22 protein-coding genes and 3 pseudogenes are annotated in these 25,473 nt (G+C 71.0%); 23 read left to right on the top strand and 2 right to left on the bottom strand.

Features of this window, described 5'->3' with window-relative positions; all coding sequences use genetic code 11:
- The first annotated feature begins 19 nt into the window (after nucleotides 1-19).
- The 13 genes and pseudogenes from QFZ21_RS13910 to QFZ21_RS13970 all read left to right on the top strand — a co-directional run bounded on the left by QFZ21_RS13910 (nucleotide 20) and on the right by QFZ21_RS13970 (nucleotide 11,044).
- A complete protein-coding gene (locus QFZ21_RS13910) occupies nucleotides 20-1,324 on the top strand; it encodes a hydroxymethylglutaryl-CoA reductase, degradative (RefSeq protein ID WP_307378788.1) in 1,305 nt (434 codons plus the stop codon).
- Complete coding sequence (locus QFZ21_RS13915; protein ID WP_307378789.1) at nucleotides 1,321-2,298, top strand: hydroxymethylglutaryl-CoA lyase; 978 nt, start codon at nucleotides 1,321-1,323, stop codon at nucleotides 2,296-2,298. The genes QFZ21_RS13910 and QFZ21_RS13915 overlap by 4 nt, the downstream gene beginning before the upstream one ends.
- A complete protein-coding gene (locus QFZ21_RS13920; RefSeq protein WP_307378791.1) occupies nucleotides 2,295-3,524 on the top strand; it encodes a CaiB/BaiF CoA-transferase family protein in 1,230 nt (409 codons plus the stop codon). The genes QFZ21_RS13915 and QFZ21_RS13920 overlap by 4 nt, the downstream gene beginning before the upstream one ends.
- On the top strand, nucleotides 3,521-4,369 hold the full coding sequence (locus QFZ21_RS13925; RefSeq protein WP_307378792.1) for a MaoC family dehydratase N-terminal domain-containing protein: 849 nt from the start codon (nucleotides 3,521-3,523) through the stop codon (nucleotides 4,367-4,369). Before QFZ21_RS13920 ends, QFZ21_RS13925 begins: the two co-directional genes overlap by 4 nt.
- 79 nt (nucleotides 4,370-4,448) lie before the next feature.
- Nucleotides 4,449-5,087, top strand: coding sequence for an FMN-binding negative transcriptional regulator (locus QFZ21_RS13930; RefSeq protein WP_307378794.1), 639 nt, complete (start codon nucleotides 4,449-4,451; stop codon nucleotides 5,085-5,087).
- Nucleotides 5,084-6,112, top strand: a complete 1,029-nt coding sequence (locus tag QFZ21_RS13935) for an ornithine cyclodeaminase (RefSeq protein ID WP_307378795.1) — start codon at nucleotides 5,084-5,086, stop codon at nucleotides 6,110-6,112. Before QFZ21_RS13930 ends, QFZ21_RS13935 begins: the two co-directional genes overlap by 4 nt.
- A 40-nt stretch (nucleotides 6,113-6,152) precedes the next feature.
- A pseudogene (locus QFZ21_RS13940) lies at nucleotides 6,153-6,887 on the top strand (amidohydrolase family protein); the annotation flags it as partial.
- Between the two features lie 101 nt (nucleotides 6,888-6,988).
- Nucleotides 6,989-7,624, top strand: coding sequence for an amidohydrolase family protein (locus QFZ21_RS13945; protein WP_307378797.1), 636 nt, complete (start codon nucleotides 6,989-6,991; stop codon nucleotides 7,622-7,624).
- A gap of 7 nt (nucleotides 7,625-7,631) precedes the next feature.
- On the top strand, nucleotides 7,632-9,212 hold the full coding sequence (locus QFZ21_RS13950; RefSeq protein ID WP_307378799.1) for an amidohydrolase: 1,581 nt from the start codon (nucleotides 7,632-7,634) through the stop codon (nucleotides 9,210-9,212).
- Between the two features lie 55 nt (nucleotides 9,213-9,267).
- Nucleotides 9,268-9,525: a type II toxin-antitoxin system Phd/YefM family antitoxin gene (locus tag QFZ21_RS13955; RefSeq protein WP_307378801.1), complete on the top strand. Its 258-nt coding sequence runs from the start codon at nucleotides 9,268-9,270 to the stop codon at nucleotides 9,523-9,525.
- The gene (locus tag QFZ21_RS13960) at nucleotides 9,522-9,776 is read left to right on the top strand and encodes a type II toxin-antitoxin system RelE/ParE family toxin (protein WP_307378803.1); all 255 of its coding nucleotides are present in this window, start codon (nucleotides 9,522-9,524) and stop codon (nucleotides 9,774-9,776) included. The genes QFZ21_RS13955 and QFZ21_RS13960 overlap by 4 nt, the downstream gene beginning before the upstream one ends.
- Before the next feature lie 127 nt (nucleotides 9,777-9,903).
- Nucleotides 9,904-10,437 (top strand): annotated as a pseudogene (locus QFZ21_RS13965) (CaiB/BaiF CoA transferase family protein); the annotation flags it as partial.
- Between the two features lie 19 nt (nucleotides 10,438-10,456).
- On the top strand, nucleotides 10,457-11,044 hold the full coding sequence (locus QFZ21_RS13970) for a CoA transferase (protein WP_307378805.1): 588 nt from the start codon (nucleotides 10,457-10,459) through the stop codon (nucleotides 11,042-11,044).
- A gap of 255 nt (nucleotides 11,045-11,299) precedes the next feature.
- On the opposite strand, the gene QFZ21_RS13975 is transcribed toward QFZ21_RS13970, so the two are convergent.
- The gene (locus QFZ21_RS13975; protein ID WP_307378807.1) at nucleotides 11,300-12,778 is read right to left on the bottom strand and encodes a CdaR family transcriptional regulator; all 1,479 of its coding nucleotides are present in this window, start codon (nucleotides 12,776-12,778) and stop codon (nucleotides 11,300-11,302) included.
- 73 nt (nucleotides 12,779-12,851) lie between these two features.
- Between QFZ21_RS13975 and QFZ21_RS13980 the strand changes: the two genes are divergently transcribed.
- From QFZ21_RS13980 to QFZ21_RS14010, 7 genes are all read left to right on the top strand, one after another.
- Nucleotides 12,852-13,955, top strand: coding sequence for a DUF917 domain-containing protein (locus tag QFZ21_RS13980; RefSeq protein ID WP_307378809.1), 1,104 nt, complete (start codon nucleotides 12,852-12,854; stop codon nucleotides 13,953-13,955).
- On the top strand, nucleotides 13,952-15,526 hold the full coding sequence (locus QFZ21_RS13985; protein WP_307378810.1) for a hydantoinase/oxoprolinase family protein: 1,575 nt from the start codon (nucleotides 13,952-13,954) through the stop codon (nucleotides 15,524-15,526). Before QFZ21_RS13980 ends, QFZ21_RS13985 begins: the two co-directional genes overlap by 4 nt.
- Before the next feature lie 69 nt (nucleotides 15,527-15,595).
- Nucleotides 15,596-17,185, top strand: a complete 1,590-nt coding sequence (locus QFZ21_RS13990; RefSeq protein ID WP_307378812.1) for an ABC transporter substrate-binding protein — start codon at nucleotides 15,596-15,598, stop codon at nucleotides 17,183-17,185.
- 4 nt (nucleotides 17,186-17,189) lie between these two features.
- On the top strand, nucleotides 17,190-18,233 hold the full coding sequence (locus tag QFZ21_RS13995) for an ABC transporter permease (protein ID WP_307378814.1): 1,044 nt from the start codon (nucleotides 17,190-17,192) through the stop codon (nucleotides 18,231-18,233).
- Nucleotides 18,234-18,238: 5 nt separating this feature from the next.
- Nucleotides 18,239-20,005 (top strand): dipeptide/oligopeptide/nickel ABC transporter permease/ATP-binding protein, encoded by a 1,767-nt coding sequence (locus tag QFZ21_RS14000; RefSeq protein ID WP_307378815.1) that lies wholly within the window; start codon nucleotides 18,239-18,241, stop codon nucleotides 20,003-20,005.
- Nucleotides 20,002-20,790, top strand: a complete 789-nt coding sequence (locus tag QFZ21_RS14005) for an ABC transporter ATP-binding protein (RefSeq protein WP_307378816.1) — start codon at nucleotides 20,002-20,004, stop codon at nucleotides 20,788-20,790. The genes QFZ21_RS14000 and QFZ21_RS14005 overlap by 4 nt, the downstream gene beginning before the upstream one ends.
- Complete coding sequence (locus tag QFZ21_RS14010) at nucleotides 20,787-21,971, top strand: M20 family metallopeptidase (RefSeq protein ID WP_307378817.1); 1,185 nt, start codon at nucleotides 20,787-20,789, stop codon at nucleotides 21,969-21,971. Before QFZ21_RS14005 ends, QFZ21_RS14010 begins: the two co-directional genes overlap by 4 nt.
- Before the next feature lie 153 nt (nucleotides 21,972-22,124).
- Here the strand turns inward: QFZ21_RS14010 and QFZ21_RS14015 are convergent, their stop codons facing one another.
- Nucleotides 22,125-22,289, bottom strand: a complete 165-nt coding sequence (locus tag QFZ21_RS14015) for a hypothetical protein (protein ID WP_307378818.1) — start codon at nucleotides 22,287-22,289, stop codon at nucleotides 22,125-22,127.
- Nucleotides 22,290-22,294: 5 nt separating this feature from the next.
- Between QFZ21_RS14015 and QFZ21_RS14020 the strand changes: the two genes are divergently transcribed.
- The 3 genes and pseudogenes from QFZ21_RS14020 to QFZ21_RS14030 all read left to right on the top strand — a co-directional run.
- A complete protein-coding gene (locus tag QFZ21_RS14020; protein WP_307378819.1) occupies nucleotides 22,295-23,653 on the top strand; it encodes an MFS transporter in 1,359 nt (452 codons plus the stop codon).
- Nucleotides 23,650-24,915 (top strand): CaiB/BaiF CoA-transferase family protein, encoded by a 1,266-nt coding sequence (locus QFZ21_RS14025; RefSeq protein WP_307378820.1) that lies wholly within the window; start codon nucleotides 23,650-23,652, stop codon nucleotides 24,913-24,915. The genes QFZ21_RS14020 and QFZ21_RS14025 overlap by 4 nt, the downstream gene beginning before the upstream one ends.
- Nucleotides 24,915-25,451, top strand: a pseudogene (locus QFZ21_RS14030) (enoyl-CoA hydratase/isomerase family protein); the annotation flags it as partial. The gene QFZ21_RS14025 and the pseudogene QFZ21_RS14030, both read left to right, overlap by 1 nt.
- Between the last annotated feature and the right edge of the window lie 22 nt (nucleotides 25,452-25,473).

Consider the following 25,473-nt stretch of genomic DNA (forward strand, 5'->3'; position numbering starts at 1 on the left):
CACAGCGCCGAGGATCCGGATGCTGTCACGAAAGAAGGTGGCGATGTCGACCAACAGCCGAATCTCCGGTCTGCGTGACCACACGCCCGACGAGCGGCTCGCTCTCGTCGCGCGCAGCGCGGAGCTCGACCCCGACGTGCTCGACGCGCTCCGGCCCGACGGTGGGCTCGGCCTCGCCCAGGCCGATCACATGATCGAGAACGTCGTCGGCATGATCGGCATCCCCGTCGGCGTCGCCACGAACTTCACGATCGACGGTCAGGATCGCCTGATCCCGATGGCCACCGAGGAGCCGAGCGTCGTCGCGGCCGCCTCGAACGCGGCCCGCATGGCGCGGGCGCACGGCGGTTTCACCACCTCGTACACCGGCGATGTGATGATCGCGCAGATCCAGGTGCTCGACGCGGTCGACCCGCACGGCACCCGGTTCGCGCTGCTCGAGGCGAAGGACGAGCTGCTCGCGCTCGCGAACGAGCAGGACCCGATGCTGGTGTCGGTCGGCGGCGGCGCCTTCGACATCTCGGTGCGCGTGCTCCCCACCCGCGCCGGGGTGCAGGTCATCCTGCACTTGCACGTCGACGTGCGCGACGCGATGGGCGCGAACGCCGTGAACACGATGGCCGAGGCGATCGCGCCGCGCATCGCCGAGGTCGCGGGCACGCGCACGCTGCTGCGCATCCTGACCAACAAGGCCGAGCTGCGCGTCACCCGCGCCCGCGCCGTGTTCGACGCCGAACTGCTCGGCGGGGCGCAGGTGGTCGACGACATCGTCGCCGCGAGCGCCTTCGCCGAGGCCGACCCGTACCGGGCGGCGACCCACAACAAGGGCATCATGAACGGCATCACCGCAGTGGTGCTCGCGACCGGCAACGACACCCGCGCGGTCGAGTCGGGCTGCCACTCGCACGCCGCCCGCAGCGGGCAGTACGCGGCGCTGTCGCAGTTCGAGAAGGATGCCGACGGCAACCTCGTCGGCACCCTCGAGGTTCCCCTCGCGGTCGGTCTCGTCGGCGGCGCGACCCGCGCCCACCCGACGGCCCAGGCATCCGTGAAGCTTCTCGGCGTGCAGACCGCGCGGGAGCTCGCCGCCGTGATCGCCGCGGTCGGGCTCGCGCAGAACCTCGCCGCGTGCCGGGCGCTCGCCGCCGAGGGCATCCAGCGCGGCCACATGACCCTGCACGCCCGCACGATCGCCGCGAGTGCCGGCGCCGAGGTCGACGAGATCGGCGCGGTCGCCGCGCGCATCGTCGCCGACCGCCGCATCCGCGTCGAGTACGCGAAGGAAGTGCTCGAGGAGCTGCGGGCCGGCGGAGCGGGCGCATGAGCGTTCCCGCCCCGACCGTGATCCGCCAGGACGGCCTGCCCTCCCGGGTGACCGTGTTCGAGGTCGGTCCGCGCGACGGTCTGCAGGCCGAGACCGACATCATCCCCGCCGACATCAAGACGCAGCTCTGCCGCCGGCTGTACGCCGCGGGCAGCCGCGACCTCGAGGTCACGAGCTTCGTGCCGCCGACCTGGATCCCGCAGCTCGCCGACGCCGAGGAGGTCGTCGCCGGCCTCGAGGTGCCGGAAGGTGCCCGCGCGGTGGGCCTCGTGCCGAACCTCCGCGGCCTGCAGCGCGCGATCGACGCCGGCATCCGCGAGGTCTCGGTCGTCGTCAGCGCCACCGAGTCGTTTGCGCAGGCGAACCTCAACACCACCAGGGCGGGCGCGATCGACCGGGCCGTCGAGGTCATCGGCGCGGCGACCGCGCAGGGCATCCTGGTGCGCGGCTACGTCTCGATGGTGTTCGGCGACCCCTGGGAGGGGTCGGTCTCTCCGGATGCCGTCGTCGAGGCGGCCGCCGCGCTCCACCAGGCGGGCGCGCGCACCATCGCCCTCAGCGACACGATCGGCGTCGCCACCCCCGGCCACACCGTCGGGGTGATCGAGGAGGCCCTCGCCGTCGGCATCCCCGTCTCGGCGATCGCCCTGCACCTGCACGACACCTACGGGCAGTCGCTGGCCAACGTGCACGCCGCGCTGCAGTACGGCGTCGCCGAGTTCGACGCGTCGGTCGGCGGTCTCGGTCGGTGCCCGTACGCGAAGGGCGCGACCGGTAACCTCGCCACAGAGGACCTCGTGTGGATGCTGCACGGGCTCGGCATCGAGACCGGACTCGATCTCGGTGCCCTGGCCGCGACCACGCTCTGGCTCTCACGCATCCGCAACGTGCGCCCGGCGTCGAATGTCGCCCGGGCGTTCGCGGCGGCCGGAATCGATGCTCCCGAACCCGCCCAGGAGGTCACGCCCGCATGATCGACACCACGCTCCCCGCACCCGGTGCGCTCGCCGGGGTCACCGTGATCGACCTGTCGCGCGTGCTGGCCGGCCCGTACGCCGCGCAGATGCTCGCCGACCTCGGGGCGACCGTGATCAAGGTCGAGAACCCGCGGGACCCCGACGTGTCGCGCGGCTTCCCGCCGTACCTCACCGACGGCGACGAGGAGTTCAGCGCCTACTACGCCCAGTACAACCGCGGGAAGCTCGGCATGGGACTCGACCTCGCCACCCCCGAGGGCAAGGAGGTGCTGAAGGACCTGGTCCGGAACGCCGACGTGCTGGTCGAGAACTTCCGCCCCGGCACCATGGAGAAGCTCGGCGTGGGATACGAGGTGCTGCGCGAGGTCAACCCGCGGCTCGTCTACACCGCGATCTCCGGCTACGGCCGCACCGGGTCGCGCAGCAAGCGCCCCGCCTTCGACAACACCGCGCAGGCGGCGGGCGGCATCTGGTCGATGAACGGCTACGCCGAGCATCCGCCCGTCCGCGTGGGCGTCACGATCGGCGACCTCTCCGCCACCCTGTTCGCGGTCGTCGGCACGCTCGCCGCGCTCCGTCACGCCGAGGCGACCGGCGAGGGTCAGGTGGTCGACGTCGCCCAGGTCGACAGCATCGTCGCGCTCACCGAGACCGCGGTCGTCGACTACACCGTGAACGGTACGGTGGCCTCACCGCAGGGGAACGCGCACGCGTGGGTGCGGCCGTATGAGCTGTTCGACTGCGCCGACGGGCAGGTCTTCTTCGGCGCGTACACCGACAAGCTCTGGAACGCGAGCTGCGACCTGTTCGGCACGCCCGAGCACAAGGACGACCCCGAGATCGACACCATGCGCAAGCGGTTCGAGACCGAGGTGTATGAGCGCCGGGTCAAGCCGATCGTGGCGGGCTGGCTCGCCTCGCGCACCAAGAAGGAGCTCGAGGAGCTCGCCGGCGACGTCGTGCCGCTCACCGCGGTGAAGACGATCGGCGAGGTGGTCGAGGACCCGGGAACCGCCGAGCGCGACATGATCGTCGAGGCCGACTACGGCGACCTGGGCGTGCTGCGCATGTTCGGCCAGCCGATCAAGCTCTCGGCGACGCCGGCGATCCCGTCCCGCACGGCCAACCGCTTCGCCGAGCATGCCGACCAGGTGCTCACGCAGTTCGCCGGCTACGACGCCTCCCGCATCGCCGAGCTGCGTGCCGCAGGAGCACTTCCGTGAGTGCTCCCACGAGCCCGTCCGCCAGCGAAGTCCGTACCGAGCGGATCGCGGCATCCACCGTCGAGGCCTATCGCGGCACCTTCGCCGCCGTCGATCCGGCGCTTGCCGACGGCGATGTGCTGCCGGCCGGCTGGGAGGGCGTCTTCTTCCCGTTCGATGCCGCGCTCGCCGACCTGCGCGCCGACGGCACGCCCGCCCGCGACGGCATCATCCCCGAGATCGACCTGCCGCGGCGGATGTATGCGGGCGAGACGACGGAGTTCCTGCGCCCCATCCGCGTGGGTGACGACGTCACGCGCACCGCGTCGCTCGGCAGCATCGTGGAGAAGAACGGTGCCCGCGGACGCCTGGTCTTCGTCGACGTCGAGCGCGAGTACGCGGTGGGCGGCGAGACGGCCGTGAGCACGGTCTGGCACGACGTCTTCCTCGAGGCGGCGGATCCGGATGCTCCGGCGCGGACGCCCCGGCCCGACCCGGCCGTCGTGGCCGAGGCCGACTGGCAGGAAGAGCTGACTCTCGACGCGCGGCAGCTGTTCCGCTTCTCGGCGCTCACGTTCAACACGCACCTCATCCACTACGACCGCGCCTGGGCCCGCGATGTCGAGGGGCTGCCCGACCTCCTCGTGCACGGCCCGCTCACCCGCATCCTGCTGATGGATGCTGCGCGGCGGAACACCCCGGGCCGCGTGCCCGTCCGTCTCGACGTGCGGGCGACCGCGCCGGTGCTCGTCGATCGGCCTCTGCGCATCGTCGGTCGCACGACCGGCGACACGACCCGGGTGACCGCCGTCGACTCGGACGACGTGGTGCTGGCGACCGCCGACATCACTTTTCGAATCGCGTGAATGGGGTGAAGATCGCCCGTTTAGCCCCCATTCACGCGATTCGAAAAGCTGTGGACCCCACCGACGACCTGGAGCAGTGATGAGACACACCCCCGACTACGTGCTCGACGATGTCGAGGCGATCCGCGCGCTCGTGCGCGAGAACCCGTGGGCGACGATCGTGACCCACGTGCCCGGCGAGGGCCTCGTCGCCTCGCACTACCCGATGCTGCTCGATGAGGATGCCGACGGCATCGTGCTCCTGAGTCATGTCGGCCGCCCCGACGAGCGGCTGCACCGCCTCGGAGATCACGAGACCATGGTCATCATCTACGGACCGCAGGGCTACGTCTCACCCGGCTGGTACGACGTGTCACCGGCCGTGCCCACGTGGGACTTCGCCGTGGCGCACCTGCACGGCACCCCCGAGATCCTCTCCGACGCGGAGAACCTGCAGGTGCTCGACCGCCTCGTCGCGTGGTTCGAGACCCCGCTGCCCGAGCCGTTCCTGATGCATCGCACGCTGGAGAACACCGCGTACGCGGAGCGGATCGTGCACGGCACGGTCGGATTCCGCCTGCGCGTCGACCGGTTCGAGGCGAAGAACAAGATGAGCCAGGACAAGCCCGCCGAGGTGATCGCGAAGATCGTCGCGGCGCTGCGGCGGCCCGGCCCCTACGAGAACCCGAAGCTCGCCGATCGCATCGCGAGCACCAATGGACAGGAGGTGACGGCATGACCGCATTCGTGGGAGTGGCCGACATGGTGGAGTGGATCTCGCGCCGCGGCGCGGAGACGATCATGACCGAGATGGCCGACACGATCGAGGCCGACTTCCGTCGCTGGGAGTCGTTCGACAAGAGCGAGCGCGTCGCGAACCACACGCCCTTCGGTGTGATCGAACTCATGCCGATCAGCGACCCCGACATCTACGCGTTCAAGTACGTCAACGGCCACCCGTTCAACCCCGGCCGTGGGTACCAGACGGTGACGGCGTTCGGTGTGCTCGCCGACGTGCACAACGGCTACCCGGTGTTCCTCGCCGAGATGACGCTGCTCACGGCGCTGCGCACCGCGGCGACGTCGGCGATGGTGGCGCGCAAGCTCGCACGTCCCGAATCGACCACGATGGCGATGATCGGCGCGGGCAGCCAGGCGGAGTTCCAGGCGCTCGCGTTCCGCGGCGTGCTCGGCATCCGCACCCTGCGCATCTACGACGTCGACCCCGCGGCATCCGAGAAATTCGTCCGCAACCTCGGCGCGCGCGGCTTCGACATCACGGTGTGTGGTTCCGCATCCGAGGCGGCATCCGGTGCCGACATCGTCACGACCTGCACGGCTGACAAGGCGGTGGCCCAGGTGCTCACCGATGCCGACGTCACCCCCGGCATGCACATCAACACGATCGGCGGCGACTGCCCGGGCAAGACCGAGCTGGACCCGCGCATCCTCGACCGGGGTCCGGTTTTCGTGGAGTACACACCGCAGACGCGTGTCGAGGGCGAGATCCAGAACGTCGCGGCGGACTTCCCGGTGACCGAGTTCTGGCAGGTGCTCGCCGGCCTCGCGCCCGGACGCACCTCGGCCGATCAGGTGACGATCTTCGACTCGGTCGGGTTCGCGATCGAGGACTTCTCGGCACTGCGGCACCTGCGCGCCGACCTCGCAGGCTCCGGCCTCGACACCGAGATCGACCTCGTCGCCGCGCCCGAAGACCCGAAGGACCTCTTCGGCTTCGCGCACTCGCCCGTGCCCGCGCTCTGACACGCGCCCTTCTGCCGTCCATCCGATCGATCGGAGCACCATGACCGAGCCCGTCACCCTCGCCGGCGTCCGCCCGTACGACGGCGGCGAGCCCGTCGATCTCGTGCTGCGCGACGGGCTCATCGCGTCGATCACTCCGGCGGGTGCCGCCCCGCATGAGGGTGAGGTCGTCGACGCCGGTGGCCGCTGGGTGGGTCCGGGCCTCTGGGACGCGCACGTGCATTTCACGCAGCACGTGAACCGCCGTCGCCGGCTCGACCTGACCGAGACCCGCAGCGCCGACGACGTGCTCGACATCGTGCGACGGGCGCGGGCGGCGGATGCGCCGCTGACCAACGGGATGCTGATGGGCTACGGCTTCCGCGACGGCCTCTGGCCGGTACCGGCGACGCTCGATGCGCTCGATGCGGCGGTCTCCGACATGCCGGTCGTGCTGGTGAGCGGCGACCTGCACTGCGGCTGGATGAACCGCGCGGCGGCGCGCCGGTTCGGTCTCGCGCTCGACGAGACCGGACTCCTGCGGGAGGGCCCGTGGATCGAACTGCTGCACTCGTTCGACGAGGCCTCGTCGCTGCCGCTCGACGCCTACCGCGAGGCTGCCGACGCGGCATCCGCTCGGGGAGTCGTCGGGATCGTCGAGTACGAGAAGACCGACAACGTCACGGAGTGGTCGGAGCGCACCGCGAGCGGGCTCACGAACCTCCGCGCCGACATCGCGGTGTGGCCCGATCTGCTGGAGGCGGTCATCGCCGACGGTCGCCGCACCGGCGACGTGGTCGACGAGCACGGGCTCATCACCTTCGGCCGCCTCAAGGTCGTCGTCGACGGCTCGCTGAACACGCGCGCACCGCGTGGTGCTGGGATCCGTATCCGGGCATGGACCCCGGTCACCCGCACGCGTGCGGGATGGAGAGCGTGCCGATCCCCGAACTGCGGCGACTGCTGGAGCGCGCCCGGGGCGCCGGGATCGAGGCCGCCGTGCACGCGATCGGCGACCGCGCGAACACCGAGGTGCTCGACACGTTCGAGGCGCTCGACATGAAGGGCGTGATCGAGCACGCCCAGCTCGTGCGCGACGACGATTTCGCCCGGTTCGCCGCTCTCGGGCTGATCGCCAGCGTGCAGCCCGAGCACGCGATGGACGACCGCGACGTGGCCGACCGGCACTGGGCCGGGCGCACCGGTCGAGCCTTCGCGTTCGGCTCGCTGCACCGTTCCGGCACCGCGCTGCGCCTCGGGTCGGATGCACCGGTCGCCCCGCTCGACCCGTGGGTCTCGCTCAGCGCCGCGACCGCGCGCAGTCGCGGGGAGCGCGAGGCATGGCATCCGGAGCAGCGTCTGCCGTTGAATGTCGCGCTCGCGGCATCCGCTCGCACCACGGTGGAGGTCGGCCAGCCGGCCGATCTCGTGATCACCGAACGCGACCCCTACTCGAGCGATCGCGACGAACTGCGCGCGATGCCGGTCGCCGCGACCCTGCTGGGCGGCCGATTCACCTGGCGAACGATCTGAGGAAGACATGACCACGACAACCTTCACCAACGGCCGGGTGTTCACCGGCGAGTCCGAGACCGCGTTCGCCTCGGCGTTCCGGATCACCGACGGGCTCGTCGAGTGGGTCGGCGAGGCGGCCGACGTGACGGATGCGGACGCCGTCGACCTCGGCGGCCGCACCGTGCTGCCCGGCCTTCTCGACAGCCACACGCATCCCGCGCTCCTCGCGGGCACCGCGCTCGCCGCTGAGTGCTTCCCGCCCGCCGTGCTCTCGCCGGATGACCTGGTGGCCGTGCTGGAGCAGCATGCGGCCGGCGTCGCCGCGGACGCCTGGGTGCTCGGCCGCGGGTTCGATGACACGAAGTTCCCCGAGGGGCGGATGCCGACGGCGGCCGACCTCGATCGCGTGAGCACCGACCGGCCGGTGCTGGTGTGGCGCTGCGACGCCCACTCGGCGGTCTGCAACACGAAGGCTCTCGAGATCGCGGGCATCACTGCCGACACCCCCGACCCCGACGGCGCCCGCTTCGAGCGCGACGCCGACGGGAAGCCGAACGGGGTGCTGACCGAGCTCGCCGCCGTCGACGCGGTAGTGTCGTTCGTCGCCGCTCCCACCCGTGAGGAGCAGCTCGCGGCGATCGTGTCGATCGGCGAAGAGCTCGCCACCCGCGGCATCGTCGCGGTCTGCGACCTGTTCTCCACGCGGATCGATCAGCCGCTCGCGACCTTCCGCGCCGCGGTCGAGCGGGGGCTCCGCACGCAGGTGGCCCTATACCCCGCCTGGGACCCCGCCGCGCCGCTCGCCGACCTCGACGCCGGCGACCGCGAGGGGCAGATCCGGGTCGCGGGAGTCAAGGTCGTGCTCGACGGCGCCTACTCCAACCGCACCGCATGGGTGCACCAGGCGTACCCGGACTCGTGTGACCACGGTCTGCGCCTGGTGGACGACGCCGATGTGCTGGCCGCGGGCGACTGGGCGCGCCGCAACGGGGTGCAGCTCGCCGTGCACGCGATGGGTGACCGGGCGCTCGACCGGGTCGTCGAGCTCTTCGAAGACGCGGAGCCGTGGCTCGACGGCATCCCGTCAGTGCGCATCGAGCACGCCACGATCGTGAGCGATGCCTACCTCGCACGGCTCACGTCGGCGCGCATGTCGTTCGGCATCGCCACGCACACCGTGTTCTTCTTCGCCGAGTACGACGGGTACGAGAAGGCGCTGCGCGTCGAGCAGGTGCCGGATGCCTACCCGATCGCCCGGCTGTACGCGGGCCTCGGTCCACTCGCCCTCTCGTCGGACCGGCCGGCCACGGCGTGGAGCGGGGCGGACGATGTGATGCTCTCGGTCGAGGCTGCCGTGCGCCGCCGCACCTACAACGGCATCGAGTTCGGGGCCGAGGCCGCGATCACGGTCGCGCAGGCACTGCTGCTGTACACCTCGCGCGCCGCGACGCTCTCACCGCTGACCGGCGTCGGCACGCTCGCGCCGGGCTTCGACGGCAGCTTCGCCGTGCTCGACCGGGACGTGTTCACGGTGCCCGATGACGAGATCGCCGCGGTGCGGGTCGCCGAGACCTGGGTTCGGGGCGAGCGGGTGTTCGTGCGGTGACGCCGTGATCTGAGGATAATCGGCTGTAACGTACATATCCGGGTAGAATGGCGTGATGAGCCAGATCGCCATCACCGATGCTCGAGACCACCTGTCGGAGGTCGTCGACCGCTCCCGGTCCGAGACCGTCTTCCTGACGCGTCGCAATCGTCCGGTGGCGGCGATCGTCAATCCCGATGTCCTGCGTCAGCTCCTCGACGATGCGGAAGAACTCGACGACATCCGAGCGGTCGACGCGGCCTGGGAGGAGACGCGGCAGCTCGATGAGACGCCGATCCCGTGGGACGAGGTCAAGCGCGAGCTCGGCCTGTGACCCACAGGGTCCAGCTGCTCCCGGTCGCCGCTCGCGAGATCCGTAAGCTCCCGCCGGAGGCCAAACGACGAGTCCAGGCCGTGATCGAACTCCTCGCCGAGGAGCCGCGCCCTCCGGCCGCGAAGAAGCTCACAGGGCGACCGGAGTGGCGCGTGCGCACAGGGGACTACCGCATTCTCTATCGCATCGAGGATGACGTGCTGACGGTCGTCGTCGTCGGGGCCGGTCATCGGCGCGAGATCTATCGCTGACCGCGCTGGGCATCGTCATGATGGGGCGATCGCTCATCGGACGCGTCGTCGGGTGTGCGCAGCATCCATCGTCGGCGGATGCCGCGGGCAATAGCCTCGCAGCGATGAACACGCACCGGAGCCGCGCATGACCGACGAGGGAGCGTTCCTGCCGCTCGCCGGCATCCGGGTGATCGACTTCACGCGCCTGCTCGCGGGCCCCTACGCGACGATGACGCTGGCCGAGCTGGGCGCCGACGTGATCAAGGTCGAGCAGCCGGGCATCGGCGATGAGACCCGGCACTGGGGTCCGCCGTTCGTGCACGGCGCGAGCGCCTACTTCCACGCGATCAACCGCGGCAAGCGCAGCATCGCGCTCGACCTGACGGATGCCGCGGACGGCGAGGTCGCGCACCGGCTCGTCGAGTCGGCTGACGTGCTGGTCGAGAGCTTCCGGCCGGGCGTCGCCGAGCGCCTCGGAATCGGCCCGGACGCGATGCGCGGGCGGTTCCCGAAGCTGGTCTACGCGTCGATCAGCGGCTTCTCGCCGAACGGGCCGCTGGCTGCCGAGCCCGGTACGGCCGTCACCGTCGAGGCGGAGTCGGGGCTCATGCACGTGACCGGGTACGAGGGCGCCGACCCCGTGCGCTCCGGGGTGGCGATGGTCGATATCGCGACCGGCATGTCGATGATCAACGGGGGTGCTCGCCGCGCTGCTCGAACGCACGCGCACCGGCGTCGGGCGGCGCCTGGAGTTCTCGCTGTTCGCCACGGCGCTGAGCTCGCTCGGCACGGTGATCGCGGCGACCTCGGCCGGGGGTCCACCGTCGAAGCCGTGGGGCAGTTCGCACCCGTCGATCGTGCCGTACCGGGCGTTCGCGGCGTCCGACGGGAGCGTGGTGCTCGGGGCCACGAACGACGCGATGTTTGCGCGACTGGTGTCGGCGCTCGACCTCGGCGAACCGCTCGGCACCGACCGCTGGGCCGGCAATCAGGCACGCGTTGAAGACCGTGACGAGCTCGAGGCGGTGCTCGCCGCACGGGTGCGCAGCCTCGAGCTCGACGAGGTGGTCGCCCGCCTGAAGGCGGCGCGTGTGCTCGTGGCCCGGGTGCGCAGCCCCGAAGAGGCCGCGGCGGGTGAGCAGGCCGCGGCGCTGGGCCTCATCGAGCACGACGACGGGGTCTCGATCGCGCGGTCGGCCCTCGGCACGAACGGCACCGCGCACCTGCCTCGCGCGCCGCAACTCGACGCCGACGGTGCCGCGCTCCGCGCCGAGGTCGGTGCATAACTCCTCCGGAACGGTCGTTCTCGGGCTGGTTCCGGCCCGATCCGGGGTTCAGCCGCAAGTTCTGGAGGAGTTGTTCACGCGGACTCCGGCTGACCGGCGCCGAGCCTTCAGCCGCAGATTCGGTACCGGCACTGCGGCGCTGCGCGCCGAGGTCGGTGCATAACTCAGCAAGAACGGCTGCTCCGCGGCCGGTTCCGGCAGATCTGCGAATTCAGCCCGACGTTCTGGCTGAATTGTGAACGCGCCGCCGCGCGGCTACCCGGCCCCGAGCAGCCTCACCCGGCACGCGAGCTCGACCGCGAAGCGCACATCCGGGTCGTCGAGGTCGATGTCCAGCTGCTCGCGGATGCGCCGCATGCGGTAGCCGACGCCGTTCGGATGCAGCATCAGCTCCTTGCCCGCGTGCACGAGCGACCGTCCGTGGGCGAGGTACACGAGCAGCGTCCGCACGGCGTTCAGGGCGCGCTCCGGCCCGAGGTCGTCGAGCGGACGCAGCACGTCGTGCAGCAGGTCGCGGCTGATCGGCGAGGCGTACACGTCGAGCAGCACGCGGCGCAGCCCCGTGACGTCGGTGAGCTCGACTCCGCCCAGGCGTCCCGCGGCGATGGCGGATTCCGCGGCGATCCGGGCCTCGGCCGCCGACTGCCGCAGTCCGAGGGCCCCGAGCTTCGGCGTCCCCAGCCCCAGCGTGTACGCCCACTCCGTGCCGGCGAGCTCGCGGGCCTGGTGCTGGATCAGCCGCGCGACCTCGCGCACCCGGCGCTGGTGGTCGCCGGCGCCGTGCTCCTCGGTGCACACCAGCATCAGGTCGTCCTGCAGAAACGCGGCGTGCCACATCTCCTCGCGGGACTCCACCAGCTGCAGCACGAACAGCTCGAGCGCGGGCTGCACGCTGCGTGGTGCCCGAGCCTCGGGATCCGCGGTGTGGGTCGGCGCCAGCCAGGCGACGACGTGCGACTGGGGCAGCGGCAGCCCGAGCCGCGCGGCCTGCCCCACGAAGCCCTCGACGCGCGACGACTCGGCGAGCACGAGCTCGACCAGCAGGTCGGCGCGCGACTGGGTGGGGGCGTAGCGGTCCCGGCTCTGCCGTTGCGCGACGCGCGACAGCAGCGAGGCGATCACGGGGACCGAGACGGTGGTGGCGCCGTCGGTGGATGCCGCGACCAGACGCCCCACGGGTACCTCGCCGATGCACACCGCGTCGGACGACGCCCACGTCACGGTCGGGTCCGCGATCATCGACAGCTCGATGCCGAGGGCTCCGCTGGCGGCGGCGAGAATGCTCTCCGGGGTGCTCTCGGCTGCCGCGGCGGCCTCGGTCGCCGCAGACACCGCGTGGGCACCGCGCATCATCGCCTCGGAGGCGCCGCCCGAGATCGCGCGGTCGATGGTCTTCGCCAGATCCGCGGCGCCGACCCCCGCGGCGGAGAACACCGGCACACCGCCGCGCGTGGCGAGCACGGTGGCCGTCTCGGCGAGGGCGAGGGCGGTCGTGAACACGATGCCGGCGAGTCCGCGCGCGCTCGCCTGCCGCAGCGCGACGTCGATCCGATAGGGCGCCGGCTGCTCGTCGCCCGGGATGATGACGAGCGTGCCGGCGGGAACCGCGTCGAGGCGGTCGACCGCCGCCAGGTCGACCCGGGCCACGACGCGGGAATCGACCGGCCCTGCGACGTGCCGCAGTCCGAGCCGGCTCGCATCGCCCTGCAGCTCTTCGAGCGTGTACTGTGCCATCCGCACAGTATGCCGGGAAACACTGGCCGCTGGGAACATTGTCGGCCGATCCGCCCGCCCGTAGCGTGAGCACATGGCACAGACATCTCCGATCGCGCGCACCGAGCGCATCACCGAGATCACGGTCGACGACGTCGCCGCACTCGGCATCGGCACCGCGATCTTCGGCACCGGCGGCGGCGGAGCCGTCTACACCAGCCAGATCATGGTCGAGAAGGCGCTCCGCGAGCACGGCCCGGTGCGGCTGGTCACCGTCGACGACCTCGGACCCGACGACGTGGTCATCCTCATGTCGGGTATCGGGGCGCCCACGGTGGGCATCGAGATGCTCTCGGCCACCGGCCAGATCCACGACCTGCTGGCCGAGGCGGAGCGCCTGCTCGGTCGCAAGGTCACCACGCTCATGGCGGCCGAGATCGGTGGCGGCAACGGCGTGCAGCCGATCGGTTGGGCCGCGCGCCTCGGACTCCAGGTGCTCGACGCCGACGGCATGGGGCGGGCGTTCCCGGATGCCGCGATGGTGGCGATGAACGTCGCCGGGATCCCGTGCGAGTGGGCGGTGCAGAGCGACGTCGTCGGCAACATCTCGGTGATGAAGACCATCGACCTGCACTGGCTCGAGCGTCATGCCCGCGCGCTCACGGTCGCCAGCGGCTCGATCTGCATCGGCGCGCACTACCCGATGACCGGCGACCAGGTGCGCGGCGCCGTGATCGAAGGCACGGTCAGTGCCTCGATCCGGGTCGGCCACGCCCTGATGTCGTCGTCCGACCCGGTGGCCGCCGTGGCCGACGAGCTCGACGCCCGCGTGCTGATGACCGGCAAGATCACCGACCTCGACCGCCGCACCGCCGGCGGCTTCGTGCGCGGCTCGGTCACGATCTCGGGCACCGGCACCGATCGCGGTCGCCTGCAGCGTCTCGAGCTGCAGAACGAGAACCTCCTGGTGCTCGAAGACGGCGACGTGCTGGTCAGCGTCCCCGACCTCATCACGATCATCGACGCCGAGACCGGTCACGCGATCACCACCGAGATGCTGCGCTTCGGCCAGCGGGTGTCGGTGCTGGCGTGGGCCTGTGATCCGATCTGGCGCACACCCCGCGGACTCGAGCTCGCCGGTCCCGCCGCCTTCGGCTACGACCTCCCGTACGTCCCCTTCGAAGGAGCAGCCCGATGAGCCTCCGTGATCTCTCGATCGGCGTCGACGTCGGCGGCACCAACACCGATGCCGTCGTGCTCGACGGCGACGGTCGGGTGCTCGCCTGGACGAAGCGGGCGACGACGGATGACATCACCGGCGGCATCCGCGCCGGCATCAGCGACGTGCTCGCCGCGATCGGCGACGACCGCTCCCGCGTCTCGCGCGTGATGCTCGGCACCACCCACGCCACGAACGCCATCGTGCAGCGCCGCCAGCTCGATCGCGTCGCGATGATCCGCCTCGGAGCCCCCGCCGCGACCGAATATCCGCCGTTGACCGGCTGGCCCGACGACCTGGTGCGCATGGTGCTCGCCGGCTCCGCGATGCTCGGCGGCGGCCACATGGTCGACGGCACGCCCATCTCGCCGCTCGATCGCGACGGCATCCTGCGCTTCGTCGACGGGCTCGACGACTTCGACGCGATCGCCGTCGCCGGGATCTTCAGCCCCTCCTCGCCCGAGCAGGAGCTGGAGGTCGCCGAGCTGCTGCGCGGACACCTCGGTCAGGACGCCCGCGTCTTCCTCAGCCAGGACATCGGCCCGACCGGCCTGCTGGAGCGCGAGAACGCGACACTCCTCAACGCCGCGCTCTACAGCGTCGCGCGTTCGGTCACCGAGGCGCTCGTCACGGTCGTCGCCGAGGAGGGGCTGGACGCCGCCACCTTCTTCGCGCAGAACGACGGCACGCTGATGTCACTCGACTATGCCGCGCAGTATCCGGTGCTCACGATCGGCTCGGGGCCGGCGAACTCCATCCGCGGTGCCGCCTACCTCTCGGGTCACGACGACGCGATCGTGATCGACGTCGGCGGCACGACCTCCGACCTCGGCGTCGTGGTGGGCGGATTCCCGCGCGAGTCCACGCTGCCGCGCGAGATCGGCGGGGTGCGCACGAACTTCCGGATGCCGGACATCCTGAGCGTCGGCATCGGCGGAGGCACCGTCATCGACGTGGCCTCCGGCCGCGTCGGACCGGATTCGGTCGGCTACCGCATCGATCCCGAGGGCCTGCTGTTCGGCGGCTCCACGCCCACGCTGACGGATGCCGCCGCCATGGCGGGAAGCCCCGTCGCCGGCCGTTCGCTCCCGCCGCTGTCGTCTTCGATGACGGCCGCGCTGGAGGCCGCGCTCGCCGTGGTCTCCGGCCGGCTGGAGGAGGCGGTCGAGCGGCTGTCCCTCGGCCGCATGGACATCCCGCTGGTCGTCGTCGGCGGCGGCGGGTTCCTCGTGCCCGACCACCTCGCGAGCGCCGGACGCATCCTGCGCCCGGATCACGGCGGTGTGGCGAACGCGGTGGGAGCCGCGATCTCGCTCGCCGGCGGCCGCGCCGATCAGATGGCGCCGATGGGCGACCGGGATTCCGCGATCGAACAGGCATCCGAGGCCGCCGTCGCGAAGGCGATCCAGGCCGGCGCCGATCCGCTCCAGGTCTCGATCGTCGAGGTGCTGGAGACCCACGTTCCCTACACCGCGCAGCCCACCGTCAACGTGACGGTCAAGGCCGCCGGTCCCCTCGCCCGGCTCTCCGCCGAGGCCCCCGTCCGCTGACCCGCACGACCCGCACCTCCCGCACTTCCTGCACCCGAGCACTGTCCCACCCGTCAAGAGGAGATAGCAATGAAACGCAGTACCGCACTACCCGTGGCCGCCGTTCTCTCCGCCCTCGCGCTGACACTGGCGTCCTGCGCGGGCTCGCCCGACACGTCCGCACCCTCCGAAGGCGACTTCGTCTCGGGTGGCACCTTCGTGACCGCGGTCGGAGACGACCCCGGCGACCTCAACCCGCTGAAGGCCGTCTCGCCCGACACCTTCGCCGTCGTCAGCCTCGCCTACGAGTCGCTGATCGCCGTCACCTCCGAGGGCGAGCTGGTGCCCTGGCTCGCCGAGAGCTGGGAGGAGACCGGCACCGAGGTCGTCTTCACGCTCAAGGACGACATCACCTGCACCGACGGCTCCGAGTTCACGGCGCAGACCGTCGCCGACAACCTGAACTACAATGCCGACCCCGCGAACGCGACGTTCTCGTACGGCTCGGTCATCGACGAGAAGATCTCGGCGACCGCCGACGGCAACACCGTCACCGTCACGAGCACCGACAACAACCCGTTCCTCGCGGTCAACACGGGCACGATCATGCTCGTCTGCGACTCGGGTCTCGCCGACCCGACCACGATGTCGGATGCCACGGACGGCACCGGCCTCTTCGGTCTGAGCGACATCAAGCCGGGCGACACGTACACGTTCACCAAGCGCGACGACTACACCTGGGGTCCCGACGACGTGACGAGCGAGACCGAGGGTCTGCCCGACACGATCGAGGCCCGCGTCGTCACCGACGAGAGCACCGCCGCGAACCTGCTGGTGTCGGGCGAGATCAACGCCGCCACCATCTCGGGCGCCGACCGTGCCCGCCTGGATGCCGCCGGTCTCACCTTCGCCGGGGTGCGCAACCCCGTCGGCATGATCCTGTTCAACGAGAAGGAGGGCCGTCCGTTCTCTGACCCGCTCGTGCGCGAGGCGCTCTCGACCGCGATCGACCGCGACGAGGTCGGCACCGTGATCGCCGACGGCGAGGGACTGGAGTCCATCTCGCTCGTCACCAAGAACCCGCTGCTGTGCGTGCCCGACGAGCCCACCTGGACGCTGCCCGACACCGACCTCGACCGCGCGGCCGAGCTGCTCGACGAGGCCGGCTGGCTGCTCGAGGATGACGGACTGCGCTACAAGGACGGCAAGCCCCTGAACATCAAGTTCGTCTACAACGCGCCCACCTCGACGCACGCGGCCGCGGCCGAGCTCGTCAAGGAGACGTGGGACGGCCTGGGCGTCACGACCGAGCTCTCCGCGAACGACGCGGCCGCCTGGTCGGAGCAGCTGTACTCGACGGCCGACTGGGACACCGGCTGGGTGCAGATCGCTCCGGGTGGACCGGTGCTGCTCTCGGTCTTCTTCGACGGCGCGACGCCGGACCAGGGCGGACTGAACTTCATGTGGGTCGACAACCCCGAGTACTCGGCCCTGGTCGCCGAGGCATCGAGCGCGAGCCCCGAAGAGGCCTGCGGCATCTGGCAGGATGCGGAGGACGAGCTCATCGAGCGGTTCGACGTGTTCCCGGTGGTCGACAACATCCTGCCGACCTACCAGTCGGGTGCGACGTTCGATCTGCCGAACTTCATCCAGCCCACCTCGATCCGGATGCTCGGCTGACATCATGACGACGATTCCTCCACTCGCGACCTCCGAGGTGGCCGACACCAGTACGGCCGCCCTGGCGGCGCGGGTGGAGGAACGCCGTCTCCGGCGCGGGCTGACCCCGCGCACCGCCTTCCTGCTGCGACGCCTCGGACGCCTGGTCGTCTCGCTCGCCGTCGTGATCGTGGCATCCTTCCTGCTCATGTATCTCGTGCCCGGCGACCCGGTGCGCGCGGCGCTGGGGCAGAGCGCCACCCCGCAGCTCGTCGAGGCCACACGCATCCAGCTCGGGCTCGACCGATCGATGCCCGAGCAGTTCGTGCGGTTCATCGGCGGCCTGTTCACCGGTGACCTCGGCACCTCGGTGCGGCTGCAGCGGCCGGTGGTCGACGTGCTCGCGCAGCGGTTCCCGACCACGCTGCTGCTGGCCGTCCTCGCCTTCGTCATCGCCGTGGTCGGCGCGCTCCCCGCGGGGATCGGGGCAGCGGTGCTCGCCCGCTCCGGCCGCCGGCGCGGACTGTCGATCGCGGTCTCGGCCGTGCTCGGCATCCTCATCGCCGTCCCCAGCTTCCTGCTGGCCGTCGGACTGATCTCGCTGTTCGCGGTGCGGCTCGGCTGGTTCCCGGCGGCGGGCTGGGGCGAACCCGCCGACGTGGTGCTGCCGGTGATCGCCCTCGCGATCGGTCCGATGGCCTACCTCGTGCGCATCGTGCAGGTCGAGATGCTCGCGGTGCTCGACACGACCTACATGACCACCGCCCGCGCGAAGCGACTGCCGCGCCGACTGGTGTACCTGCGGCACGCGCTGCCGAACATCGTCACCGCGTCGCTCACCGTCGGCGGCCTGATCCTCGCCGGGCTCACTGCGGCGACCGTGCTCATCGAGGCCGTCTTCGCCATCCCGGGTCTCGGGTCGATCATGGTGTCGTCGGTCGGGGCCAAGGACTATCCGATGGTGCAGGGCGTCGTCATCGTCTTCGCCCTCATCGTGCTAGGCGTGAACCTCGTCGTCGATGTGATCCTCGCCACCATCGATCCACGCTCGTCGATCACGGAGGGCTGATCCCGATGTCTCTGCGCAAGAAGATCCTCAACCCGACCGCGATCTCGGCGATCGTCGGCAGCGCCGTGCTGGTGTTCGCCGCCGTCGCCGGCCCGACCATCTGGGGCGACGCGGCGACCACGACCGACGTCTCCTCGCGTCTGCTGGGCGCGAGCGCCGCCCACCCGTTCGGCACCGATGAGCTCGGCCGCGACATCCTCGCCCGCGTGCTCGTGGCCACCCGGCTCACGCTGCTGCTGACCCTCGGCGCCACGGCCATCGCGCTGTGCGGCGGCATCGTGTTCGGCCTGGTCGCCAGCATCCTGCCGAAGTACCCGCGTCGGTGGTTCACCGGGCTGCTCGACATCCTGCTCGCGTTCCCCTGGCTGCTCATGGTGCTGTTCTTCACGGTCATCTGGGGCGCCACGGCGACCGGCGCCATGCTCGCGATCGGCTTCGCCGGCATCCCCTCCTTCGCCCGTCTGGTCTACAACCTCGCGGCGTCGGTCTCAGGGCGCGACTACGTGCGGGCCGCGCGGGTCGTCGGCGTCGGTCCGATCGGCGTCCTGCTGCGGCACGTGCTGCCCAACATCGCGAACCCGTTCTTCGTGAACGCGGCAGCGACCGCGAGCGTGACGCTGCTCTCGTTCGCCGGGCTCTCGTTCCTCGGCCTCGGCGTGCAGGCGCCCGCCTACGACTGGGGACGGATGCTGCAGGAGGGGATCCTGCGCATCTACGTCAACCCGCTCGCCGCCCTCGGGCCCGGCATCGCCGTGGTGCTCGCCGGTCTCGTCTTCACCATGCTCAGCGAGGCGGTCGCGGGATCTCGCGGCGCCGGATTCCGGGCGGTCGCCGCACGGGCCGCCGGCTCGGTCACGATCTCGTCGCGCCGTCGGGAGCGCGTGGCGGAGAGCGCCGAGCCGTCGGGGGACACGGTCGCCGAGATCCGCGATCTGCACATCGCGTTCGCGACCGCCGACGGGGGAGTCGTCGAGCGCGTGCGCGGTGTGGACCTGCGGATCGGCCGCGGTGAGATCGTGGGCATCGTCGGCGAATCCGGATCCGGCAAGTCGCTCACCGCGATGGCGCTGGCCGGGCTCCTCGGCGACGACGCCATCGTGACGACCTCGGCGCACACGTTCGGCGACCTCGACATGACCCGTGCTCCCTCGGCCGCCGACCGCGCGCGCCTGGGCGTGGAGCTCGGCATGATCTTCCAGGATCCGCTCACCTCGCTGAACCCCGCGCTCACGATCGGCCGGCAGCTGACCGAGGTGCCGGAGGTGCACATGGGCATGCGGCCGAAGGACGCGCGCGCCCGTGCGGCCGATGCGCTCGACGCGGTCGGCATCCCGAACGCGGCGCAGCGGCTGAAGCAGTACCCGCACGAGTTCTCCGGCGGCATGCGGCAGCGCGCGATGATCGGACAAGCTCTGACCGGGCGCCCGCGACTGATCGTGGCCGATGAGCCCACGACCGCGCTCGATGTGACCGTGCAGCGCCAGGTGATGGGCGTGCTGCATCGGGCGCAGGAGGAGACAGGCGCCGCGATCGTGTTCATCTCGCACGACATCGCGCTGGTCTCGGCGTTCTGCGACCGGGTCGTCGTGATGAAGGACGGCCGCGCCGTCGAGACGCTCGACGCCCGCCGCATCCGCGAGGACGCGCAGCATCCGTACTCGAAGGCGCTGATCGCGTGCCTGCCCGACATGACCAGCGACCGCACGCAGCCGCTGCCGGTGATCCCGCCGGAGCTCGTGCCGGAAGCACTCGAAGACGAGGTGCCGGCGTGAGCGGTTCCGAGGGCGTGAACGCGCTGGAGATCGTCGACCTGAGCGTGCGGTACGGCCGCACACGCGTGGTCGACCGCGTGAGCCTGGCGGTCCCGAAGGGCCGGACGGTCGGACTCGTCGGCGAATCCGGATCGGGCAAGAGCACGATCGCCGCCGCCGCCGTGGGGCTCGTCCGCCCGGAGTCGGGCTCGATCAGGGTCGACGGCGCGGATGCCGTGGGCGGGAACGCGGCCGCGCGCCGCACCCGGCGGCGCATGCAGCTCGTGTTCCAGGATCCGTTCTCCGCCCTCGACCCGCTGATGCCGATCGGTGACTCGATCGCCGAGGCGCTGCGGGCGACGGGGCGGCGGTGGTCCCGCGCGGAGCGCATCGCGCGGGTGCGCGAACTGCTGGCCCAGGTGCACCTCGACCCCGATCGTGCCGGTGAGCGGCCCGGTGCCTTCTCAGGCGGGCAGCGGCAGCGCATCACGATCGCGCGGGCGCTGGCGGGGGAGCCGTCGGTGCTCATCGCCGACGAGGTCACCAGCGCGCTCGACGTCTCGGTGCAAGGTGCGATCCTCAACCTGCTGCGCGAACTGCAGCTCGAGCTCGGCATCTCGATGCTGTTCATCTCGCACAACCTCGCGGTCGTGCGGTACATCAGCGACGAGGTGTGCGTGATGCGGCATGGCAAGCTGGTCGAGGCCGGACCCACCGAGACGCTGCTCGCGAATCCGTCCGACCCCTATACGCAGGAACTGCTCGATGCGGTGCCCGTGCTCGGCGAGAGGATGCAGTTCGGATGACGACACGCTTCGACGAGGCGGCGGAGGATCTCCGCGCCGACCTGATCGCCGTGCGGCGCGAGCTGCACCAGGTGGTCGAGATCGGGCTCGATCTTCCCGTGACCCAGGCCGTTCTGTTGCGCGAACTCGAGGGTCTCGGACTCGAGATCACGCTCGGCACCACGCTGTCGTCGATCACCGCGGTGCTGCGCGGCGGGCGGCCCGGACCCGTGGTGCTGCTGCGCGGCGACATGGACGGACTGCCGGTGGCCGAGGCCACCGGGCTGCCGTTCGCCTCGACCTCGGGCGCGATGCACGCCTGCGGTCACGACCTGCACATGGCCGGACTGTTGGGTGCCGTGCGGCTGCTCGCCGCGCGCCGCGACGAGCTGCCGGGGACCGTGATCTTCATGTTCCAGCCCGGCGAGGAGGGGCAGGCCGGCGGTCGCGTCATGATCGAGGAGGGCGTGCTGGATGCCGCGGAGGAGCGGCCGGTCGCCGCCTACGCGATCCACGTCGACAGTGCCACACCGCGAGGACAGCTCGTGACCCGCGAGGGCGCGATGATGGCCAGTGCCAGCGCGCTGCGGATGGTGCTCCGGGGCACGGGCGGGCATGCAGCTTTCCCGCAGCTGGGTATCGATCCGGTGCCGGTGGCCGCGCAGCTGATCCTCGCCGTGCAGACCTTCGCCGCACGGCGGCTGCCCGCCACCGACCAGGCCGTGATCTCGATCACCCGGCTCAGCAGCGACTCCGAGGCGAGCAACGTGCTGGCGGCGAGCGTGTCGCTCGAGGCCAACATCCGCACGCTCTCGAAGGCCACGCTCGACACCGTGCGCACGCAGCTGCCCGCGCTGCTCACCGGCATCGCCGAGGCGAACGGCTGCGCCCTCGAGTGCGAGTTCTTCGCGTCGTACCCGGTGACGTACAACGACCCGGCCGAGACGCGGGAGGTGCTCGCCGTGCTCGACGAGATCGTCGGCGAGGAGCGCGTGACGCGGCTGGCTGCGCCGTCGATGGCCTCGGAGGACTTCTCGTATGTGCTGGAGGAGGTGCCGGGCGCGCTGGTGTTCGTCGGCGCGGCGCCCGACAGCGGGCCGATGCCCCTGCACGCCGAGACCGCGATCTTCGACGACGCGGTCGTGCCGCTGCAGGCGCGCGTGCTGGCCGAGCTCGCCTGGCGGCGGCTCGAGCGCGCCTGAGGCTGCTTCCGCGGCATCCGCGCCCGCAGCATCCACACCCGCAGCATCCGCGCCCGCAGCATCCGCGCCCGCAGCATCCGCGCCCGCAGCATCCACACCCCCGCCGTGTGGGGAGGAGATCTCCGCGAGGGGCTGAAGGATCTGCCGGATTCTTCAGCCCATCGGCGCGATCTCAGCCCCACACGCGGCGACGGATGCTGTGGCGCACAGCGCCATGACCACGTACTGCTTGTAGTCCGAAGACACATACTCCCGCGCCGCACCTCCGACCAGGCTGGACACTGCCGGCTTCAGCGCGGACGCCGGCGGAAAGGACACCCCTCATGGCCTCGGCATCCACGGCGACGCGCCGCTCACGCGCAGCATCCGGGAGGAACCCCTCGACCGCGCCGTCGCAGATCCGCACGATCGTCGCGTCCAGCGTCGTCGGCACCACCGTCGAGTGGTTCGACTTCTTCGCCTATTCGACGGCGGCGGCGCTCATCCTCAACGGCCTGTTCTTCCCCGACTACGACCCGCTGGTCGGCACGATCCTCGCGTTCGGCGGCATCGCGGTCGGGTACTTCGGGCGTCCGCTCGGCTCGATCGTCTTCGGTCACTTCGGCGACCGCATCGGGCGCAAGCGGATGCTGGTGCTCTCACTGATCCTGATGGGCGCGGCGACCTTCCTCATCGGACTCCTGCCGACGTACGCCGCGATCGGCGTCGCGGCTCCGATCCTGCTCATGGTGCTGCGCTTCGTGCAGGGCTTCGCCCTCGGCGGCGAGTGGGGCGGCGCCGTGCTGCTGGTCGTCGAGCACGCCGAACCCCGCCGCCGTGCGTTCCTCGGCAGCTTCCCGCAGGTCGGCCTCGCGCTCGGTCTCACGCTGTCGACGCTGGTGTTCCTTCCGCTCGTGGCGCTGCCCGGCGACGCGTTCGCCGAGTGGGGCTGGCGCGTGCCGTTCCTGATCAGCGCGGTGCTGGTGCTGGTCGGCCTGTTCATCCGGCTGAAGATCACCGAGACGCCCGAGTTCGAGGAGATGCGGGATGCCGGCAAGGCCGCCAAGGTGCCGCTGTGGGACACCCTCAAGACCCACCTCGCGCAGGTGCTGCTCGCCGCCCTCAGCTTCGCCGTGATCGGCGCCGTCTTCTACATGCTGTTCACGTTCAGCCTCACCTACGGCACCGAGTTCATCGGTCACGAGCGGTCCGAGATGCTGACGATCGCGACGATCTGCTCGGTCCTGGCGCTCGGCGGACTGCCGCTGGCCGGCTGGCTCGCCGACCGCTTCGGCGTCGCGAAGGTCTTCGCTGCGGGCACGATCCTGTCGGTGCTGCTGGCTTTCCCCGCGTTCTGGTTGATCGACACGGGGAGCCTGGCCGCCGCATACGCCGCCTACCTCGCGATGACGATCGCCTTCTGCGCCACCTACGGCACGCTCGGCGTGCTGTACGCGCAGGCCTTCGACGTGCGCATCCGCTACACCGGCATGTCGCTCGCCCTCGGCATCGGCACGATCATCGGCTCGGCGTTCGTGCCGATCATCTACCTCGAGCTGCTGACGGTCTTCGGCGGCAGCTGGGCGATCGCGCTCTACATCGTGGTCGCGGGTCTGATCACTCTCGTCTCGGCCACGCTGCTGCACCGGCTCACCCGTCGCGCCGCAGCATCCGCCCCCGCAACCGAAGGATCCTCTCGATGATCGACGACGCGACGCGCGCCCTGCTGAACACCCTCGGCGGAGTGGATGCCGCGCCCGGCTCCCTCGACGGCGTCGTCGTGCTCGACGTGACGCGGGTGGTCGCCGGTCCGTACTGCTCGATGATCCTCGCCGATCTCGGCGCGACCGTGATCAAGGTCGAGAACCCGGGCGACCCGGACTACACCCGCACGTTCCCGCCGCTGCTCGACCGTGCGGGGGAGGAGCCGCTCAGCGGGTTCTTCGCGCAGTACAACCGCAACAAGCTCGGCGTCACGCTGAATCTCAAGAGCCCGGATGCCGCAGCCGTTCTCGACCGCCTCGTCGAGAAGGCCGACGTGCTGGTGGAGAACTTCCGCCCGGGCACGATGGACCGGCTCGGGCACGGTTACGAGCGGCTGCGCACGGTGAACCCGCGGCTCGTCTACGCGGCCCTCAGCGGGTACGGGCAGACCGGGCCGTACCGCTCGCGGCCGGCGTACGACAACAGCGCGCAGGCGACGGGCGGGCTGTGGTCGATGAACGGTCCCGCCGGCGGCCCTCCGACCCGGGTGGGCACGATCATCGGCGACCTCGCCGCCAGCCTCTACGGCGTCATCGGCGTGCTCTCGGCCCTCCGCCACGTCGAGCGCACGGGTGAGGGGCAGCTGGTCGACGTCTCGCAGCAGGACTCCGTGCTCACCCTCACCGAGAACGCGGTCGTGGCCTACACGGTCGACGGCACGATCCCCGAGCCGCTCGGCAACGAGCATCCGTTCGTCCGGCCCTACGAGCTGTTCCCGTGCTCCGACGGCTTCGTGTTCTTCGGCGGGTACACCGACAAGTTCTGGCGCATCTCGTGCGAGACGTTCGGCACCGCTGCCGACTGGGAGGCGCACCCCGACCTGCACACCATGGCCGCGCGCTTCGACGCCGAGGTCTACCGCACCGAGGTGCGGCCGATGGTCGAGCGGTGGTTCGCCGACCGCACGAAGGTCGAGCTCGAGCAGCTCGCCGGCGACCTCGTGCCGCTGAGCGCGGTGAAGGACATCGGCGAGGTCGTGGAGGATCCGCAGATCGCCGCCCGCGGCATGATCGTGGAGGCCGAGTACCCCGGGCACGGCACGCTCCGCACCTTCGGGTCGCCGGTCAAGCTCGACCGCACCCCGCCCCGGACGGCCGGACTCGCGCCGGACATCGGCCAGCACACGGCCGACGTGCTGCGTGATCTGCTCGGATTCTCGCCGGACGATGTCGAGGCCCTGCGGCAGAGCGGGACCGTCTGATGCCGGGCATCCGTCTCGAGAGGCACGGGGCCGTCGGGCTGATCACGATCGATCGGCCCGAGAAGCTCAATGCGATGACGCTCGCGATGTACGACGAACTCGGTGCCGCGTTCGCGGAGGTGCGCGACGACGCCGGCATCGGCGTCGCGGTGCTCACCGGAGCCGGCGACCGCGCGTTCTGCGTCGGGGCCGACCTCGGCGAGTCGATACCGGCGCTCACCGAGGAGCGATTCGACATCAGCGAGTGGGACGCGGCGCACCAGAAGCACTCGACGCTCGAGAAGCCGGTGGTCGCGGCGATCAACGGCCTGGCCCTCGGCGCCGGCTTCGAGATCATGCTGTCGACCGACATCCGTCTCGCGGCGTCGCACGCCGAGTTCGGGCTGCCGGAGACCGGGGTCGGCGTGGTGCCGGCCGGCGGCACGCTGGTGCGGCTCGTGCGGCAGATCCCCTACGCGTTCGCGATGGACCTGATGCTGCGCGGAGAGCGCATCGACGCCGAGACCGCGCTGCGCTACGGGCTCGTCAACCGGGTGGTTTCCGGCCGCCGATCTTCGC

Origin of the sequence: Microbacterium sp. W4I20 (genome assembly GCF_030816505.1) — a bacterium.
Classification (GTDB): domain Bacteria; phylum Actinomycetota; class Actinomycetes; order Actinomycetales; family Microbacteriaceae; genus Microbacterium.